Annotated in this window: 15 protein-coding genes and 4 tRNA genes; 3 read left to right on the top strand and 16 right to left on the bottom strand. The window is 43.0% G+C overall.

Annotation, left to right across the window (positions count from 1 at the left end; all coding sequences use genetic code 11):
- Nucleotides 1-83: 83 nt before the first annotated feature.
- The 14 genes from nagA to FFM78_RS01860 all read right to left on the bottom strand — a co-directional run bounded on the left by nagA (nucleotide 84) and on the right by FFM78_RS01860 (nucleotide 13,266).
- Nucleotides 84-1,232, bottom strand: coding sequence for an N-acetylglucosamine-6-phosphate deacetylase (gene nagA / locus FFM78_RS01925; RefSeq protein WP_137636753.1), 1,149 nt, complete (start codon nucleotides 1,230-1,232; stop codon nucleotides 84-86).
- A gap of 196 nt (nucleotides 1,233-1,428) precedes the next feature.
- Entirely contained in the window at nucleotides 1,429-2,229 is an 801-nt protein-coding gene (gene proC / locus FFM78_RS01920; RefSeq protein WP_137636752.1) for a pyrroline-5-carboxylate reductase, read from the bottom strand.
- Nucleotides 2,230-2,458: 229 nt separating this feature from the next.
- A tRNA-Gln gene (locus FFM78_RS01915) sits at nucleotides 2,459-2,530 on the bottom strand.
- A 5-nt stretch (nucleotides 2,531-2,535) separates the two neighbouring features.
- Nucleotides 2,536-2,616: transfer RNA gene (locus FFM78_RS01910), tRNA-Tyr, on the bottom strand.
- A gap of 76 nt (nucleotides 2,617-2,692) precedes the next feature.
- Nucleotides 2,693-3,517 carry a metallophosphoesterase gene (locus FFM78_RS01905; protein ID WP_137636751.1) on the bottom strand — a complete coding sequence of 275 codons (825 nt, stop codon included), beginning with the start codon at nucleotides 3,515-3,517 and terminating at the stop codon, nucleotides 2,693-2,695.
- Between the two features lie 145 nt (nucleotides 3,518-3,662).
- Nucleotides 3,663-5,123, bottom strand: coding sequence for a peptide MFS transporter (locus FFM78_RS01900; protein WP_137636750.1), 1,461 nt, complete (start codon nucleotides 5,121-5,123; stop codon nucleotides 3,663-3,665).
- A gap of 314 nt (nucleotides 5,124-5,437) precedes the next feature.
- Nucleotides 5,438-6,079 (bottom strand): SDR family oxidoreductase, encoded by a 642-nt coding sequence (locus tag FFM78_RS01895; protein ID WP_137636749.1) that lies wholly within the window; start codon nucleotides 6,077-6,079, stop codon nucleotides 5,438-5,440.
- A gap of 522 nt (nucleotides 6,080-6,601) precedes the next feature.
- Nucleotides 6,602-7,435: a peptide-methionine (S)-S-oxide reductase MsrA gene (msrA, locus tag FFM78_RS01890; protein ID WP_137636748.1), complete on the bottom strand. Its 834-nt coding sequence runs from the start codon at nucleotides 7,433-7,435 to the stop codon at nucleotides 6,602-6,604.
- Nucleotides 7,436-7,579: 144 nt separating this feature from the next.
- Nucleotides 7,580-8,005, bottom strand: a complete 426-nt coding sequence (locus FFM78_RS01885) for a universal stress protein (RefSeq protein WP_137636747.1) — start codon at nucleotides 8,003-8,005, stop codon at nucleotides 7,580-7,582.
- Nucleotides 8,006-8,020: 15 nt separating this feature from the next.
- Nucleotides 8,021-9,595 carry an Nramp family divalent metal transporter gene (locus tag FFM78_RS01880; protein WP_137636746.1) on the bottom strand — a complete coding sequence of 525 codons (1,575 nt, stop codon included), beginning with the start codon at nucleotides 9,593-9,595 and terminating at the stop codon, nucleotides 8,021-8,023.
- 212 nt (nucleotides 9,596-9,807) lie between these two features.
- Nucleotides 9,808-10,740 (bottom strand): DMT family transporter, encoded by a 933-nt coding sequence (locus tag FFM78_RS01875; RefSeq protein WP_137636745.1) that lies wholly within the window; start codon nucleotides 10,738-10,740, stop codon nucleotides 9,808-9,810.
- Nucleotides 10,741-10,827: 87 nt separating this feature from the next.
- Nucleotides 10,828-11,307, bottom strand: a complete 480-nt coding sequence (locus FFM78_RS01870) for a MerR family transcriptional regulator (RefSeq protein WP_137636744.1) — start codon at nucleotides 11,305-11,307, stop codon at nucleotides 10,828-10,830.
- 173 nt (nucleotides 11,308-11,480) lie between these two features.
- Nucleotides 11,481-12,149: a VTT domain-containing protein gene (locus FFM78_RS01865; RefSeq protein WP_137636743.1), complete on the bottom strand. Its 669-nt coding sequence runs from the start codon at nucleotides 12,147-12,149 to the stop codon at nucleotides 11,481-11,483.
- A gap of 199 nt (nucleotides 12,150-12,348) precedes the next feature.
- Nucleotides 12,349-13,266: an EamA family transporter gene (locus FFM78_RS01860; RefSeq protein ID WP_137636742.1), complete on the bottom strand. Its 918-nt coding sequence runs from the start codon at nucleotides 13,264-13,266 to the stop codon at nucleotides 12,349-12,351.
- A 443-nt stretch (nucleotides 13,267-13,709) separates the two neighbouring features.
- Here FFM78_RS01860 and FFM78_RS01855 point away from each other — a divergent pair, with 443 nt between their 5' ends.
- Both FFM78_RS01855 and FFM78_RS01850 read left to right on the top strand, forming a co-directional pair.
- On the top strand, nucleotides 13,710-14,288 hold the full coding sequence (locus tag FFM78_RS01855; RefSeq protein WP_137636741.1) for a TetR/AcrR family transcriptional regulator: 579 nt from the start codon (nucleotides 13,710-13,712) through the stop codon (nucleotides 14,286-14,288).
- A gap of 64 nt (nucleotides 14,289-14,352) precedes the next feature.
- Nucleotides 14,353-15,183 carry an oxidoreductase gene (locus tag FFM78_RS01850; protein WP_137636740.1) on the top strand — a complete coding sequence of 277 codons (831 nt, stop codon included), beginning with the start codon at nucleotides 14,353-14,355 and terminating at the stop codon, nucleotides 15,181-15,183.
- A gap of 134 nt (nucleotides 15,184-15,317) precedes the next feature.
- Here the strand turns inward: FFM78_RS01850 and FFM78_RS01845 are convergent.
- Both FFM78_RS01845 and FFM78_RS01840 read right to left on the bottom strand, forming a co-directional pair.
- Nucleotides 15,318-15,390 (bottom strand) — tRNA-Thr (locus FFM78_RS01845).
- Nucleotides 15,391-15,398: 8 nt separating this feature from the next.
- Nucleotides 15,399-15,470: transfer RNA gene (locus FFM78_RS01840), tRNA-Glu, on the bottom strand.
- Nucleotides 15,471-16,380: 910 nt separating this feature from the next.
- Here FFM78_RS01840 and FFM78_RS01835 point away from each other — a divergent pair.
- A complete protein-coding gene (locus FFM78_RS01835) occupies nucleotides 16,381-19,101 on the top strand; it encodes an LPXTG cell wall anchor domain-containing protein (RefSeq protein WP_171001814.1) in 2,721 nt (906 codons plus the stop codon).
- Nucleotides 19,102-19,693: the final 592 nt, after the last annotated feature.

Here is a 19,693-nt window from a genome sequence, read left to right as displayed (position 1 = left end):
AAATCTAACTGCTTTTAGGGCACACCTAACAAAAACAGAGTTCGGCAATGATCGGCGAACTCTGTCGTTGTTTTTTTAAAATTTTAGTCAGCATCACGAACAAAATGCCGGCCGTAGCTGTATGTTTCTAATAAATTAGCTGCATTATCAATAATATTCATATCCGCATCTTTGCCAACAGCAATGCCGCCTTTGCTGGTCAAACCAAACTCGTTAGCTTGGTTGACCGAGCTCATCAAAACAGCATCGTACAAATCAGCTTCAGTAAATTTCATGGCATTCTTAAACGCGTCCGGGAATTCCAAAACGGAACCAGCTAAGGTCCCATCAGCTAAGCGGGCTTGTTTATCTTTAACGAAGACTTTTTGTCCACCCAGTTCACTTTCGCCTTCAGGCATCCCTTTTGAACGCATGGAATCAGTCACTAATTCGATCCGTTCTGGGCCTTTTTGATCGAAAGCTAGTTCAAGCATGTCTGGCACAATGTGGAAACCATCCATGATCAATTCGGCGTACATGTTATTTTCCAACATCACGTGGCCGGTAACACCAGGTTCACGATGCTTGAATTCACGCTGAGCGTTGTACAAATGGGTTGCGTGGCTAGCTTTACTGGTCAATAATTGTTCCCGGGTTGCATTACTGTGACCAACGGCCGGCACGATATTATGGGCTAAGCAATAATCTTCAAATTCCTTAGCGTGATCATCTTCTGGGGCGTAAGTGATCAATTTGACCAAACCGCCCGCCAATTCGTTCCAGTGATCGAGTAATTCAGGATCAGGATCTTTAATATATTGTTCAGGCTGTGCACCCTTAAACTTAGCAGAAATGAATGGGCCTTCCAAATGAACCCCTTTGATAACTGGGTTGCGATCGGCAGCAGTTTTAACACCGCGCATCGCTTTTTCGATGTTAGCATTAGATTGGGTCATGGTTGTAGCAAAATAAGTGGTGATACCTTCGTTTTTAGTCATTTTTTGAACCATAGCGTCGATCTCGTCAGCGTTACCGTCCATGGCATCAAAGCCATAGCCACCATGACTGTGGACATCAATGAAACCAGGGATGATCGTCTTACCGGTTGCTAAAATAACTTCATCGCCAGGATAATTTTTGAAATCTTCCATTGCGCCAACCGCCAAAATTTTGTCGTCAAACCGTACAAAACCATCGTCGATGATATCGTCACCGGTATAGATCGTCGCGTGCTTTAACACTTTTACAGTCATTACTTATCTTCCACCTTTTCATTTCAATTCCAATTTTAATAGCACCTTTTGCCAACTGTTTTAATCAACAATCACATTATAATCGGTATAGACCAAAATTTCAAGCCAACTTAACTTTACCTGGCAAGCCGCATCTAGAAACGCTTTGCTTTTTTTCTGAAGCTTAACCACTATTGGTAGCGGTGACACAACACCACTAGGCCTTATTTTCTTTGGCAATGGTGGCATCAATTCCCTTGACCACCGCCGTCATTAACCCTGCTTCTTCCATGGCCAACAAACCAGCAACGGTCGTGCCCCCAGGTGAAGAAACTTGATCGATCAAATTCCACGGATTAGTGGCACTTTCCGCTACGTTAGCCGCACTACCTAACACCGTTTGCGCCGCAATTTTAGTCGCGATCTGTTTGTTCAAACCGTATTTGACCCCCGCGCGCGCTAATGCGTCAATAAAGAGATAAGCGTAGGCAGGCGCACTACCGGCCAAAGCACTGAAAGTGGCAAAATCCTTTTCCGCTAATGGTGTGGTATCACCTAAGGCCTTAAATAATTGTTCGATCTGGGTTAGATCCGCGGCTGGCGTTGCCTGACCAGTTACTAAAGCGGTCATGCCTTGACCGATGGCTACATTAACGTTCGGCATTGCTCGAATAATACTCAGGCCAGTGCTATCAGCGTTTTCCTGCAACTGCGCCAGCGATATCCCGCCAGCAACTGAAACTAAAATTGGCCGGTTAGTCGCTAATTCTTCCTGTAAAACCGCCACAATCTCCAGCGTTTGGGCCGCTGGTACTGCTAAGATCACGATCTCCGCCTGCTTGACCACCTCAGCATTACTGGCAACGGCGGTCAACCCATATTCGTCAGCAAAAGGTTGATAAGTACTTTCATGCGCACTATGAACCAAAATATCCGCCGCGGGAACGTACTTTTGTTGACACAAACCGATCATGATTGCTTGCGCCATATGCCCAGCGCCGATAAAACCAATTTTCATACTAAGCCTCCTAAGCTAATAATACATGACACTCAAAAGGCGGTTATTTCGCGCCACCTTTACGCCAAATTCATTGGCAAATAATAACTATTTAACTAACTTCATTAACCTACTGCACCAACTAAAAAGTTAGGCGTTGATTTGAGCCTAGCGAAAATTTGCGCGACTGTCAACAAAAAAAGAAGTAACGGCAAAGTTTACCGTTACTTCTCAAAGCGCCGCTATTTTACTGGGATAGCTGGATTCGAACCAGCGCATGACAGAGTCAAAGTCTGTTGCCTTACCGCTTGGCTATATCCCAATCAATGGAGGAGAGTGGATTCGAACCACCGAACCCGAAGGAGCGGATTTACAGTCCGCCGCGTTTAGCCACTTCGCTACTCCTCCATAAGTTTTTCAACACTAAATAGTTTATCTAATTTTTCTACAAAATGCAAGCTTTTTCTATCTAGCCAGCCAGACCCTAAGTCAAATCTAAAATTTGCAAACATGCGCGCCATTCACTGATAAAGTCACGGCCAAAGCGCCACTCATGCCGCCGCTTTGTTCCGTAGCCCACTGGGCGACACAAATAAGTGGTGCCGGCAATTTGATGCGGCGGATATTTAAAATGCGTATGCCCAAACAACACGTATGCCACCTGATATTGCTGCAACAAGGCACCTAACCGTGGCGAACCCATATACGCATTCCCTGTTTCCAGCAGTGCACGTTGTTGGTGAATGATATAAGCATCTTGGGGAACAAAATGCGTCATAAATAATACTTTTTTATGCTGCGCCTTTGCTTGCCGTAATTGCTTTTCTGTGGTCGCCAATACCAGGTCCATTCTTTCTGGGTCACTAAGCGGCTGTTCGATCACCCCGTCGATCCAAAACGCTTTTTTCCAGTGGGCAAAATCGGTCATCGTTTTACCTGGTAGCTGGGCAAATTGATAATCGTACCAACCATTATTACCGATCAAAACATAATCGGTGCCGGGAAAAGTAATTAACTTCTGATGGGCATAATGCGTATTAACGCGACTTTGTAATTCGCTAAAATCAGTGCCGCGCACCATATCATGATTACCAGCAATAAAGAAAACCCGACAATGCGGCTGCAATTGCTGCGCCATTTGCTCAACGTAAGCCACCGTTTCACGAAAATCATTAAAGAGATCACCGGCGATCAAATAATCGGTGACCTGTTGTGTCAGTAAATAGGTCACTTGTTGCGCCACTACTGCAGCAATATCTACTCGATTGATATCAAAATGATTGTCACTGGTCATCGCCACTTTACGCATTTCACCCACCTACTTTCTCAAGGCACTAAAAATGTGTCAGGCTAAGCCTAACACATTTTTGATTAGATTTATGCTTTAAACTGATTTTGCGGAAACATGTAAAAAAAGTATTGTCGCTTGCTCGCAACAATACTTTTTTAACCTGCTAGTTGATTCCTTCCATTAAACCTTTGATCTTCGGTACCATGAATCCTAGGATGATCCCGAAAGCAACGGTAATGATCCCGATCACTGCGAAGTACATGATCTGGTTAGCTGGTGTGTACAAGCGCACGATCTGCGCGTTGATTGCTTGGGCAGCAGCATCACCTAAGAACCACATACTCATCATCTGCGACTGGAACGCTTTTGGCGCCAACTTAGTGGTTGCGGACAAGCCGACTGGTGAGATCAACATTTCACCAATTTCGACGATCGCCCAGCTGAGAACCAACCACAAAGCGCTGACCCGTTGCTGACCGAACAATGAAACTGGGATGATCATTACTAAGAATGAAGCCCCAGCAAAAAGTAAACCATAGGCAAATTTAGCCGGTGTTGATGGCTGATGTTTACCTAATTTAACCCAGAACCAAGCAAAAATTGGTCCATACAAAATAATGAATAATGGATTCAATGACTGGAACCAAGATGGTAACAGATTAACGAACCCAAGGTTTAAAATAGTTTGGTTTTTAGCGAATAAAGCTAAAACAACCGAACCTTGTTCTTCAATTGACCAGAAAAGAACACTGGCAATGAACAATGGCACGTAAGCCCAAACCCGTGAACGTTCAACCTTAGTCGTTTTACGACTGGAAAGCATCATGACAAAGTAACTGATCGGTAGTAAGACACCTAAAATACTGAAGACTAAGATAACGTTAGTCACGTTAAACTTACCGGCAACAGCCATCAAACCGAAGATCACCAACGCGACGATCACGATCGCAGCAATTTTACGGATCAAGCCAGCCTTTTCATCTTCTGAAACTGGATCGCCAGGCCGCATGCTGGCTTCACTTAAGTTTTTACCGCCACGCCAGTATTGGATCAAACCGAAGAACATCCCGATCGCAGCGAGTGAGAAACCTAAATGATAGTTAACTTGCTGACCAATTGAACCGACAACATAAGGTGCCAAAAGTGAACCGGCGTTGATCCCCATGACGAAGATCGTAAAGCCAGAATCACGGCGAACATCGTCTTTGGTGTACAAAGTACCGACCATTTCAGAAACGTTAGGCTTCAGTAAGCCGGTCCCTAATACGATCAGGGCGATGGAACCATACAGTGCACCCTGGCCAAATGGCATGGCCAAAACAATATGCCCAAACATGATCAGTACGCCACCCCAAAAAACCGTCCGGCGACTACCTAGTAAACGGTCAGCGATAAAGCCACCGATCACACTAGACATATACACTAACGAACCGTAAATCGACATGATCGAGGCACCCGTTGCCTCATCAAAACCTAACCCACCACGTTTGACTGTGTCGATCAAGTAGAAGACCAATAACGCACGCATCCCATAATAACTGAACCGCTCCCAGAATTCAGTGAAGAACAGTGTCATCAAGCCACGTGGTTGGCCCAAGAAGGTTTTTTCCTCTTTGTTATTCAATTTTAACTTCCTTTCACCATTTACTTATCTCATTAATTTCTTAACTGTAAATACACACTACTCATAGTCACCCAACTAAATTTACTAATATGTATCTAGTTGTATTAAAACCGATGATCAATTTAACCGGCGCTTCACATCCTCTTCTTAGAGTTGTCACATAATTAGTATTATAATGCAAAGTAGTAAACACCGTCAATTATGGGCTGACTTTTTCTCATATTAATGCAGCCTATCCGCATAATTCCGCGCAAAAAAAAGAATTTACCGACTAAATCAGTAAATTCTAAAACAGCTTTCATTTTTTGTTATTTTTAATACCATTCAGGTTTATCACCGGCAGTATTCGGTTTATTGACCCCAATTGAGTGGCGAATTTCTTGATCTGGCTTTTGAATCAATTTAGTGACTAAGTCAGCAACACTTTTACGGGAAACTTCTGTCCCTTTAAAATGCTCGCCCTTTTCCGTTGTTTCAAACTTAACTTCATCCTTATTGGATAACCATGCAGGCCGAATGATCGTATAATCCAGATCAGAGGCTTCGATCACTTTAGCCGCAGCGGCATATGTCTGCAAATAACCACCATCTAACATCTGATGATTCCATTTACCAAACGCGCCGGGAACCTCATCATAAATACCTAATGTGGAGATCCAAAGCAGACGCTTAACATCAGTTTGTTGCATGGCGGCCACGACTTTAGTTGCCTGCTCTTCAATATTAGCACCGGCCAAGTTGGCGTAAACAATATCTTGACCGTCCATAGCGCTGACCAACTGAGCCTGATTTGTGGCGTCCCCATCGATCACCTGCACCCGACTAGCATCAACGGTTCCCAAACGCTGCGACTGGCGCAAAAATAAAGTTAATTTGGCCTTGGTTTCGGCTAACAACTGCTGTTCAGCCAACCGAGCGATCTTGCCGGCTGCCCCTAGAATCAATACATTACTCATGATATCCTTCCTTTCTACTCCACAAAAAGTGATAAGTTATTAGCAAAAAAACGCTAATAACTTCCTGATGTTACGGACGATGGCCATTCTTGTGGCCAAGACCATGCCGCAAGAAACATGGCTCTACTCCACAAAAAGTGATAAGTTATCAGCAAAAAACGCTAATAACTTCCTGATGTTACGGACGATGCGACTTAGACTTGCCGGTTTTCGGCTTAGTCTAATCGACAACGGGAAGCAAGTTCTATTTGGCGAATAAATGGTCTAGCCGATACTTGCTAAACAGGGTTGTCGAAAACCGGCAACAGTGGCCATTCTTGTGGCAAAAATCATGCCGCAAGAAACATGGCTCTACTCCACAAAAAGTGATAAGTTATTAGCAAAAGACGCTAATAACTTCCTGATGTTACGGACGGTGACCATTCTTGTGGCAAGAATCGCGCCGCAAGAAACATGGCTCTACGTTTTTAACTGTAATACTTTTAATTACATTTAGCAACCAAATTGACCACAATTTTTGCCCTAAAATTTCTGCTTAAACTTTTGTAATCTTACCCGAATCTTACTACGCAGATGTTGCAGCGCCAAATACTGTTGGCGCGTGTGTTCCAACCGCTTATACCGCTGGCGATTCTTCTTATAAAATTCCTGATGAAAATTTTCCGCTGGCCAAAACTTTTGTGCCGGCTCAATCGCAGTAACGATCGGCTTTTTATATTTACCGGAGGCTGCCAACGCTGCCTTAGAAGCAGTGGCGATCTGGCGTTGTTGGGCATTACGCACGAAAATCACCGGTCGATAATGGTTACCGCGGTCATCCATTTGGCCTTGGTCATCGGTGGGATCAGTGATCTGCCAAAATAAACTGACTAAATCGACGTATTTGACAATCCGCTGATCAAAAATAATTTCCACCGCCTCCACGTGACCGGTGTATTGGCCGACCACCTGCTCATAAGTGGGATTTTTTGTGTGCCCACCAGTATAACCAGAGATCACCGCGATGATCCCTGGTCGCGTATCAAACGGCTCGACCATACACCAAAAACAACCGCCAGCAAAAATGGCGCGTTCTTCATTTGGCCCATCAACAGCATAGTGCCGCGTTAAGTCAAACGTCGCCACTGTGTTTCCTGTGATCCGTTGATAAAAATCAGTCAGATCAGGGGTCAGATTGTTGCGCACCGCTAACGGCCGCAAACTAGCCTCTAAACGCGCTAATTCCGCCTTAAAGTTAGCACCGTTTTCAACCGCGCTTTTCAGAACAACTAATTGTTGCCGTTCCCAATCACGGGTTGCTGGATTGAGGATCAAGTTGTAGATGTCGTTTAGCCGGTCAGTTTGTTCAGCATTCATCACCGGTGCTCCTTTCACTGCGCCAAGATTTTAACTGTATTATTACTGAATTAGCTGGAAAATGCACTGAATTAACTTAGCCAAAATAAAAAAGCCTTAAGCTACGCCGCAATCGCGTTTCACTTAAGGCCGTCACAAATTAATTCACCGGATCACCAACACTGAGATCGGTGCGTATTTAGCCATATAGGCGGCTTGGCTACCAAAATGTTGGGCTAAGCCCTTCTTCGATTCAGAGCCAATAACTAATAAATCAGGCTTAACGTGCGGAATAATATCCTTAACGATCACTTCACCTGGTTCACCTTCAGAAACGATGGTGCGCACAATTTCGACACCCGCTGTCCGAGCTTGCCGTTGATAGTCTAGAATGTGCTTTTCTAGATCAGCCCGTTGCCCATGAACGTAGTCTTTACTAAGCGCTTCATAGACATTCATTTCTTCATTTTCTAAGATCGAAACAATGATCAATTCGGCCCGATCGGTTTTAGCCCGATCAATCGCATATTTAAACGCTAATAAAGCATCATCAGAATCATCAACACCAACTAAAATTCGGGAAAATTTCATTGATCAACACGCCTCCTAACCAATATTTGCTGCCAGTTTGGCAACGTATTTTTTATTGCCGCGGTACAGATCATAAACCGTCCATACTAATAATGCCAACACAGCAACGATCAGCAAATAAGCAATATTATCCGCTAAATGTAACTCACCTTTGGTTGCATTCGTGCCAAAGAACCCTTCGATCTGACCAGGCAAGCCGATCAAGTTCAAATAAGTCAACCCGATAACTGAGATCCAGCCTAATATCTTGACCCAAAGTGAATTTTTAAATCGTTGACCCATTTCCACAGCACTGTCAGTCATCATTAATAACGGCAACATTGAAAACGGCAAGGCAAAGGCCAAAAAGACTTGCGAGTTGTTCATCAATGTATTTAGCGCCGTATGCTCGTCGATCGCACTTTTACCGCTGGTCATCATAACGCAGATCAAAACTGGGATCACAGAGATCAAGCGCGTGACTAACCGCCGTAACCATAGTGGCATCCGCATATGAACGAAGCCTTCCATGATCACCTGACCCGTTAACGTTCCGGTGATCGTTGAATTTTGCCCGGAGGCCAACAAAGCGACCGCAAACAACGTTGATAAAATACCTGACCGCGCCACGCTGATCAATAAACCATTACTTAACGTTGACGTATCTGACAAAGCTTGGAATAAACCGAAGAATGACGGATCTTTGACCGCACCAGTTTTGAATACGGCCACGCCCATGATCAACAATAATGCGTTGGCGAAGAAAGCCGCCGTCAACTGAATATTGGAATCCCAGCTAGCAAACCGCACCGTCCGCGCCACATCGGCTTCATCATTGTGGTCGATCTTCCGCGTTTGTGAAATAGCCGAATGCAAGTACAAATTATGCGGCATCACCGTGGCCCCGATGATCCCTAAAGCCCCAGTCAAAGGCGTTTGGCCACCGATCTTAGTTGCACTGGAAAAAGTTTCTGCTCGGGGCATCAAACCAGCAAAAACCCCGCCCCAATCAGGATGCGATAACGCCACTTGATAAACGAATACCAGTAAAATAACTAAAATCAAGCAAACCACGATCGCTTCAATTTTGCGGAAACCAATTTTGGTCAATAATAGCAATAACAAAACATCTAACACTGTGACAAAAACGGCGATCACTAGCGGAATGTGAAAAAGTAAGTACAAGGCGATCGCAGCGCCAATGACCTCGGCAATATCGGTCGCCATGATCGCTAACTCCGTCAGTAACCACAGCACGATTCCCAATGCCTTACTAGTACGCGCACGAATCGCCTGGGCAAGATCCATCTGACTCACGATGCCAAGTTTAGCCGCCATGTATTGCAGTAACATCGCGATCAAACTTGACATCAAGATAACAGACATCAATAAGTACTGAAAATTTTGCCCGCCGGTGATCGACGTCGACCAATTCCCAGGATCCATATAACCAACCGCCACCAACGCCCCCGGTCCAGAATACATAAACAAAGTCTTTAGAAACCCTTTGCCTTTAGGCACCTCGACCGAGCCATTGATCTCCTCTAATGAAGGCCCATTCGCGTATTGAATCAATTTATGCTTACGCGGTGTTGTTTCGTTTTTTCCCATACTACTACACACCTTTCTGGCCATCGATTCATTCGACCAACACCATTATACAACGTAAATTAGATAATTTGAATACTTTTTTAGGTATACCAAACATTTTATATTGTATTTAGTATTTATTATTATTGGATACCGATAAAAGTAAATCAGTGTGTATCCGTATTATTGGGGACAAAAAAATCATCCTCCAAGGAAGATGATCAACACTAGCATTATAGAAAATGAATTCCGGCAACGCCTAGAAACATCGTCACTAGACCGCAGATCCGCGCCAGCGCTACTTTATTGACGATCGATTCGAATAATCCAAAATGATCGATCAACGCGCTAAAAAATAATTGACCAAATAAGGCAATGACCACGACTTGGCCGGTGCCGATCTGCGGCACCAGCCATGCGCTGCCAAACACATACAGCGCACCAAGGAAGCCACCGAGCCAGATCCACCAGTACGAACCGCCGGCCTGAACGGCTTTACCCAATTCACGCAACGGTAAATGTAATCCCAATAATAAAAATAGCAATAGGACTGCACCGACAAAAAAGGAAATTAAGGCTGCGTGAACAGAAGAACCAAGTACAACGCCCAGATGCCCATTGATCGCAGTTTGACTAGCCATCAAAAAACCAGAACCGATGCCCAATAACTGTAATAGAAAATGATTAGGCGCTTTAGCTGTAGTTGACTTCGTTGATCCACCAAGCATCCCAGTTGCAACGACCATTCCCACCGTAACTAACAAGACACCGATCATCTTCGCCACGGTAAGCCCAGATCGTAGTGAACCAAACAAGCCAAACTGATCGATCAGAATTCCCATGATGATCTGACCAAATAAGGGTAACACTGCCGTTTGAATACTGCCTAAACGCGGAAATAACAATAAATTAACTGTCATCCCCAAAACACCTAGCAGGCCACCAAGCCAGATCCACCAAGGATTACTCGTAAAAATATTTAACGAAATAAACGGCGCGACACCTGAAAATACGGTCAAAATAAGCAAGAATAACGCACCGACGGTAAACGACACCGCCGAAGCCAAATATGGTGAACCAACATATTGCCGTAACTTCGAATTAACGGCCGTCTGCATTGCTAGGCCACCACCCATCAGTACTGGAACTAACGCAAGTAAAAACATAAGATCACTCCTTAATACTTATTATTGATAAGTCAATGAGTGTATCTTACAAGCTGTAGTTAACTATAGGTCAAGCACTTTGTTTAACTATTTATCGCCAAGTTCCCGTGCCGTGTGACCTGAAGCCAGTAGGTGATCGTATTTCTTATAAGTATTTGGATCGACTTGTTTGGAATTAGGTAACAAATGAATTGCCTCAGTACCGGCGGCAGCGGCGGTTTTGTAGTACCATTTCTTGAAGCGCAAATAAGCTAGTGAAGATTCCAATTGTGCGATCTGATCCTCCAGTACTTGCTCATGCTGACTCAAAAAATCATATCGTGTAGCTAACGAGTCATCTCCATCCAGCCGCCAAGAAACAAAATAAGCAATCTCCTTGATCGGTACGCCTGCCTTTTTAAGATCAAGAATCATACGCATCAACTGCACATTATCTTCAGTAAAACGCCGTCGACCACCTGAATCACGTTTAACAAATGGCAACAGCCCAGCATGGTCATAATAGCGAATGGCCTCTACCGACAGCTTCATCATTTTGGCTACTTCGCCGATCGAATAAGTTTTCATCTGAGTCTCCTTAGCTTAGTTAGTTTCAGCTGTATCTTATCATTTGTAAGTGAAAATGTCAGTTGTGGGAAAGGCTGCCTAACTAATAAATTACTAACAAAATCAATCGTACAAGCACTGCGTGACTAAAAGGCAGCCACCACAATTATGCTTCCATGTCGTGAAGGCTAAAATCACTTAGTAGCCGCCGTTCGTTTAAAAAATACGATCAGGCTTAAAGTGAGCAACAGTAACACTAAAATTCCGATCATAATATTACCATTACTGAAAAGATCGCCGCCAAAAGCATAGACAAAAGCCACCGGTGCGCTGCCAATTAATATTGGTCCGATTAATTGTTTCGGCTTATACTGCAAATGGATCGCCATTAGATTTACAAAAATAGTTGGCAGTGCTGGTACACCATAACCGATCGTTAATCCGATCAGCGGATGACCGCGTTGGGCTATCTTATCAATAAAGCGCATGGGATGAGTTTGCAGTTTATGTGATAAATGCGTGTAGCGTAGACTCACTAAAACTAAGCTATTACCAAGCGCAATGCCTAACAAATTGATCAGGCCGCCAAAGTAAACACCATAAACCCCGCCAATAATAATACAAAAAACTGAAATTGGCAGAAATGGAATTGCGGCCATCAAACCGATCGAGATAACAAGTAGGGCCATGATCAATGGGTCATTTTGATGCCGTTGGATATCATGTCGCAATTCATGATTATGTTCAAAAGCATTAAGAAAAGTGGTCACATCAGTATGAAAATCGATGTACAGATAACCGATCAGCAGCAAAACAATAATCGTGCTCACACAATAAAGCGTTAATTTAGTCGCTTTCTTCATACCTGAACCTCTTCACTTTGTAAAACTAGCCAACAAATCAATGAACCAAAATAACTTGAACAATCAGGTCCAGTCAGCAACAAAAAAACGAAGCTAAGCCCGCCGCATCAACATCTATTATCTTTTTTACTTTTCTTAAATTATCAAACTAACTTTCAATATCAGAAGCCGTTGTGACGGTCACGTCTGCTTATTTTTCTTACATACTACTTTTTGAAGTAGCCAATGCCTGTAGACCAGTAGTACCAAGGATCAATAAGGTGCCCAGCAATTCCGGCCAACCAAAGCGAATCTGAAAAATCAAAACCGCCAAAATCGTTGCTGTAAGCGGCTCGAAGGCGCCTAACAAACTGGTCATGGTTGGTGCAATAAAGCGCAAGCTCTGTAGAACAAATAAGTAAGCAAATAAAGTGCCAAATACGAGCACAAAAACGAGCAACAGAATACTTTGAAAATTCAGCACTGGCGTTGGCGTACCGTGTAAAAAAGGTAATAAACCGCAGCCACCAAGTAACATTGCCCAACCAACAACGGCAATTGCACCAAATTCACGTAATAGCTGCCTAGGAAAAATCGTATAAACTGCTGTACTCAGTGCCGTTAATAACCCCCAGAAAAAACCAACATGGGAAATGCTGAGCCGATCAAGCTGACCATGTGTGACCAATAAGCTAGTTCCCACTAAGGCCAACACCAATGAGAATATATCCACCTTGCGCGGCATCCGCCAATGCCGTAAAGCTAAATAAATAATGATCAATACCGGACTAAGAAACTGTAAAATTGTCGCTGTAGCCGCATTGCTGTACTTGATCGCCATGAAATAAGTCAGTTGTGCTGGCAACATGCCGCTAAAGCTGAAAATGACCAACGCACCGATTGCCCGCGGTTGCTGCCATAATGTGCGCATTACTTTAGGCCTAGTAACAAAACCAAATAATAACAGTAATATGCCCGCACCGATCATACGTACACATACTAACCACTGTGGCGCCACCTGATAGGAAGTGAATAATGCTTGTGCGGCGATCCCAGAAAATCCCCATAATAGTGGCCCAGCAATTGCCAAGCCAATACCGCGTAAGCGTAAATTTCTACTGTCTACTATTTTGCTCATCCCTTTAAATCAGCAGTCCACGACAATTTATATAATCATCCTGTACCCGCCCTTTCTGATACTTGTTCTAAAAAAGCTGCCAGGCCAAGTATGATGGCTTTCAGCAACTAACAGCGTTATTTATGCTCAACTATAGCACAAAAATAGTAGTGCAAAACCGCTAGTGGTTAGTATCCAGCTGGGTTTTGAATAAACTAGTCGCTTGTATGGCGGCCAATTTAAACGCCAATGTTACGGTTCCTTATTTGATAAGTATTCAAGAATACACAATTATTATCACAGTAAAAGTAATTAAATTTAAGTTTATCGAAAGAAACAACAGACAAAACCTAAGCCCCCTGACACGACCAAAAGTACAACTTTATGCTCACTTACCCAATTGATTCTGGCCTGACAACACCATATTTATTGACAATAACTGAGCGATCAGTTATATTAGCCTCATGCGAAAAAAAAATCCTCAAAATCTAATTGCAATCAAAAATGCAGTTTATGACATTACGATCAACGATGGTTATCAAAATCTTAGTATGTCCAAAATTGCTAAGCAGGCCAACGTCCCACAAGCTACTATTTACCTTAATTACGAAAGTAAAGAAAAAATGCTGACTTCAATTTACGTTGAGACAAGGGACATGCTCGCTAGTCATACAAAAGTTGTCGCGAAACCACCAAATGTTGAAAAAGAAATTAAACGATTATTTACAAATTACTGTCAAGCGCTGTGGGATAATCCTAAACAGGCACTGTTTATGAATATCATTAATAACACCCCTGAGCTTATCGAAACCAATGTTTATCAAGCGCTAACGAACCGCAATCATGATATTATCGATTTGATCAAGTATGGGCAACAAATAGGTCAAATTGAAAATTTAACTTTAGATGTGATCGTTGCTTTCACGTTTAATGCGCTTAACTCCTTACTTGAAGTCACCTACACACGTAATTTAAATTTAACTCGCGAACAAATTGAAAAAGCAACTAATTTATGTTGGAAGGTCATTAAAGCTGATCAGTGATCAGCTTTAATTTTTTGATTGTTTTATAACTGACCGATCACTTATAAAAAGGAGCAACTAAAAAATGAATAAAAAAACCGCCATCGTTACTGGTGCTTCTGCAGGTATTGGCAAGGCCACTGCAATCCTTTTACACAATCAAGGTTACCAAGTCTTTGCCGGTGCTCGTAGAGTTGATCATATGCAAGACCTCGCCGCTCAAAATATTACCATCCACGCACTTGATGTTACGAAACCAGCATCAAACCAAGCATTTATAGACGCCGTAAAAAAACAGTGTTCATCAATTGACGTGATCGTGAATTCAGCTGGCTATGGCTCACAAGGTGCCTTAGAAGATGTGTCCCCAGAAGAAGCAAAAAATCAATTTGCGGTTAATGTATTTGGCCTGATGAACCTGACCCAGCTGGTGTTACCGCTCATGCGCCAGCAGCATTTCGGTAAAGTTGTCAATATTTCATCTGTCGGTGGTCAAATGTACGCCCCACTCGCCGGTTGGTATTACGCCTCGAAACATGCACTAGAAGCACTAAGTGATACGCTGCGAATGGAAGTCAAACAATTTGGAATCGATGTGATCATCATTGAACCAGGGGGCACAAAAACCGAGTGGGGTAACATCGCAATGAAGAATTTACTGGAACAAACACCGCCAGCCTCTGCTTATCGTGACTGGGTCACTAACTACGCCAACGGTAGCTTTGCTAACTTCTCCACTACACCGGAACAAATCGCGGCGTTGATTCTAAAGTCAATTAACGCAAGAAAACCAAAAACCAGATATCAGCCTAATTTCGCAATGACAATGTTAGTTATTGCCGCCCGTAAATTATCGTATAAAATGTTTGATCGGCAAATGTTTAAACAACTGAATGGAATGTTTAAATCCAAATGATGTCAACAATGTTATTTGGATCCCTTCTATCTCAAAACGCGGCACTAAATCTGCTGTGATCAATTTTTCAGCTCTGAAAACAAAAGAAGCACGCTAAGTCTTTGTATCAAGGACTTAGCGTGCTTCTTCAATTATGCCGTCTGCAGGAGTCGAACCTGTGACCCTCGGTTTACGATACCGATGCTCTACCAACTGAGCTAAGACGGCATTAGACATGACCCGTACGAGATTTGAACTCATGTTACCGCCGTGAAAGGGCGGTGTCTTAACCACTTGACCAACGGGCCATAACAACATAAATAATTATACAGGATTCTAGCATTTTGTAAAGCCATTTAGGATTAAAAATATCTCATCAACACGCTGGTCAGCTGTCGCTTAATCGTGACATCATCACCTGTGAAATTCTATTTAAGTTATTATGAATAGAATTAAAAGATATTCAAATATTCATTAATTCACAAAAGTGCTTGATTACTTTTTATTAAAAGATCAGCTTAATGGCATGGTAAAATAGCTTATCTGTTTGGTCATATTGATCATTTTCTCCTGTTCGGTAAATGATCATTATCTGCATAATAGTGATCATTAACAATGTTTTTCTAGACATAGTGGTAGCAAAATCAATTTTAAAAAGGCCAGTCAGCTGTACTAGTTTGCCGCCATTCAGCCCGATTAGACCATTGTCTTTTCACTTAAATTAACGACCAGAGTTTTTGTTTTAATTAGCTTTTGATAATTATTTTAATGGGATCGGCCGATCAGTGTCCAGACAAGTAATCTATTTGCGCTTATTTATTTTATTAGTCTGATTATAGAAAGATAATGTTCTTCGTTTTCAAGCAAACGTTTAAACTAAAATCACCGCAAACGCCGACAACTTGATCAGCAACTTATTTCCTATTGTAATGGTCTATATCACTTCTTTTGTGAACTGTTTTTTGTGCCTATTTTTCGGTTAAAAATTGCGGATAGCTTCACAAACACACGTTAATGCACATGATTTCAAAAAAAATTCACATAATGTTCAAAAAAGAATGTAAATGTAAGCGAATTAATGGTAGACTATGCTTATTAATTGTTTGGTAGTTTTTTTCATCACAAATTTTAGGGCAATCGCTGTTATGGTGCTTGCCGGTCGGGTTCCAAGTTCATCTGTGTATCAAAATTAAAAAAATGGATATGGGGGAACATCATATGTCAACAACAACCAAATTACGTCACACCGTTTTAGCAGCAGGCACACTTGTCGCTGCTGGGGCACTTTTCACAGTTAATACTCAAAATGCAGACGCTGCAACCAGTGCTACTGTACCTGCTGCTTCAACCGGCTCATCGTCGACTACTACTACAGAAAATACACCAACAACCGAAAATCAAGCGCAAACAACTAATAATACTGCAACCACAACTGATACCTCAGCTAAGACGGATACCACTACTGCAGCTAAGACAACTGCTACAGCAGCAACCACTACTGCTAAAGCTACTGACACAACAGCAGCTAAAGCAACTGCACAAAATTCAGTCAGCACAGCTAAAACTAATGTTAATACTGCGCAAACTGCGGCTAATACAGCCAAAACTGACCAGGCTAACGCACAACAACAAGTTAGTGACGCCAGCCAAGCCGTTAATGAAGCCGTTGCTAATAAAGCAGCTGCAACTGATGAAGCGATTGGTGCTGCAAAAACACAAGTTGCAACTGATCAAACCAACGTCGATAAAGCTCAAAGCACAACGGACGCGGCCCAAACTGCGGCTAACACAGCCAAAACTAACGCTGACAATGCTAACGCGGCCGCAACAACTGCACAAAAAGCAGTCGATGCAGCCCAAACTGATGTTGACAACGATCAACAAGCTTTGGATGATCTGACAGTTGATAAATTACAAGATAAAATCAAAGATACACAAGCTGACATTGTGAATGATCAAGCCGATGTTGATGCTGCCAGCAGCGCAACTCAAGCTGCTTTAGCCGATAAACAAGAAACTGAAAAAGCAACAGCTGCAGCTCAAACTGATGTTGATAACGCAACAAAGACCAACAACGACGCTCAGAATGCTTCTGATACCGCTAACGAAATTCTCGCTGGTGTTCAAACTGACGTTGACAACGCTCAAGCCGCTGTTACTGAATTAGATCCAACAACTTTGCAAAATAACATTGATAAACTGACCACACAAGTTTCCGATGATAATGAAGCAGTTGATGCTGCCAGCAGCGCAACCCAAGCAGCTTTAACTGATAAACAAGAAACTGAAAAAGCAACGGCTGCAGCTCAAACTGATGTTGATACTGCTACTGAGGCTAATAACAGTGCTCAAAGCGAATTGACCACTGCTAATGCTGCCGTTACGTCCGCTCAAGGAAAAGCCGACAGCGCACAAAAATCAGTTGATGATTTCAATAAAACACAAACGGCCATTGATGCTGCTGAAGCAACTTTAGTTAGCGACCAAGCCGACGTTGATGCTGCTAGCAGCGCAACTCAAGCTGCTTTGAAAGACAAGCAAGCCACTGAGGCTACTACTGCTGCTGCACAAGATGCCTTAGATGAAGCAACAAAATCAGGCGATCAGTCCGCAATTGTTAAGGCGCAACAAGCCCTTGATGCTGCTACTGCTGATGAAAATACCAAGCAAGCAATCTTAAGCGCTGCTGAGGAAGTTCAAACTGCGGCGAAGGCCAAACAGGCTAAAGATCAGGCCACACTCGATACGCTAAAGGCCCAGCAAGCTGCAGAAGCTGATGATTTAGCTGCAGCCGAGACGGCACTTAATAACGCCAATCAAGTTTTGACCGCGGCGCAAGCAGTTGCCACTGAAAAACAAACTGCAGCTGACAAGACCAGCAAAGCATTAGACGATGCCCAAACTGCCTTAGATGCCGCAACAGCAGACGAAGATGCTAAGCAAGCTGTCTTAAGTGCTGCTGAAGCTGTTCAAACTGCTGCTAAAGATAAATTAGCGGCCGACGAAGCTTCCTTAGCTGATCTACAAGCTAAACAAGCCGACCCAGACGCCTTAGCAAACGCTCAGGACGCATTAACTGCCGCTAAGACTGCCTTGGTTTCCGTTACGGCAACAGCTAAAGACAAACAAGCCGCTGCTGATACTGCTGCCAAAGCTTTAGATACTGCTCAAAAAGCCTTAGACGCTGCTACTGCAGATGAAGATGCTAAACAAGTTATCTTAAGCGCTGCCGAAGACGTTCAAACTGCTGCTAAAGATAAATTAGCCACTGATCAGGCTGCATTAGCCACTTATCAAGGCCAGCTAGCTGACTTACCTGCTGCTATTGCGGCTGCTAAAGCAACGTTAGCTGATGCACAAGCTACCTTAACTGCTGCTCAAGCCGTTGCCACAACTAAGGAAGCTGCTTTAGACAAAGCTAATGCTGCTCTAACTACAGCTCAAAAGGCTTTAACGGCTGCTCAAAAAGCTTTGGCTACTGCTAAATCAACTTTGGCTACCGACACAGCTAAATTAGATGCATTACAGAATGCTGACGCTAATTTAGCCGCTGCTCGTAAGGCCTTGTTAGAAGCTCAAACTGCTCTAGCTATAGCTAATGTTAAGGTTAAAACAACCCAAACCGCTTTAACTACTGCTAAAGCTGATTTGGACAAAGCTGAAGAAACTTTAGCAGCTGCAACTAAGGCTGACAATGCCGCAGCTGCTAAAAAGGCACAAAGCACTAAAACCGCTACTGCTAAAGCAATCAACGTTGCCTTAGATGCTGCTGACAAAGCGACAACCAGCGCATCACAATTGAAAGCAACTGGTGCCTTCAAGGCAACTGCTTTACCACAAACTGGTGATGACACTGCCCAAGCTGGTGTTCTGGCTATGTTAGGTACCTTATTATTAGGTGGTTCACTATTCGGCTTCAAGAAAAGAGAACGTAATTAAGTAATAGGTTACCTGAAAAATTGAGTGTAACAAGAAAAGTCCACCGCTTGGTGGACTTTTTTGTTGCTCATAATTCGAGATTGCTATTCAACTTAAGGAAGCCTGCGCATAGTTTATTAGCAAAACCAGCTAAGCCAGCCACAAATTTGATTCAGTTAACCTGGTAACATTCTCCCAACAAGTAACTCTCTGGTAAGAAATCAACATCGTATTCTGAGACAACGCTTTTGTCGAATTCTTTTTAATTGTTGTGCCAAAACTATTTTCTATTTTGAACTAACTTTATTTTGACTGATCTTTATAGTAAAGACCAGTCAAAAATAGATTCCGTCTTAATAACAACAATTAGCTACTGGACTATCGCCTATCGTCAAAGCGTAACTAACCGATTGCAGCTCAATTATAGTTTGCCAGCAAGCTGGGAGACAGAATGTTGGAAGTTGGAAGGTTGGCTCACGCTCGTATCATTATCAGGAAGAAGAATAGTCTTAAGGTAAGCACCCAATAACAGACCGACTATAAATAGCGTATCGGCCGCGGTATGATAGCCTCATCATAAGAAATGGTGAGGTGTTTTTATGCTCAATAAACC

It is taken from the genome of Loigolactobacillus binensis (genome assembly GCF_005405165.1).
Taxonomy (GTDB): domain Bacteria; phylum Bacillota; class Bacilli; order Lactobacillales; family Lactobacillaceae; genus Loigolactobacillus; species Loigolactobacillus binensis.
The sequence above is the reverse complement of the archived record's forward strand: the minus strand, read 5'-3'. Positions and strand labels throughout refer to the sequence as shown.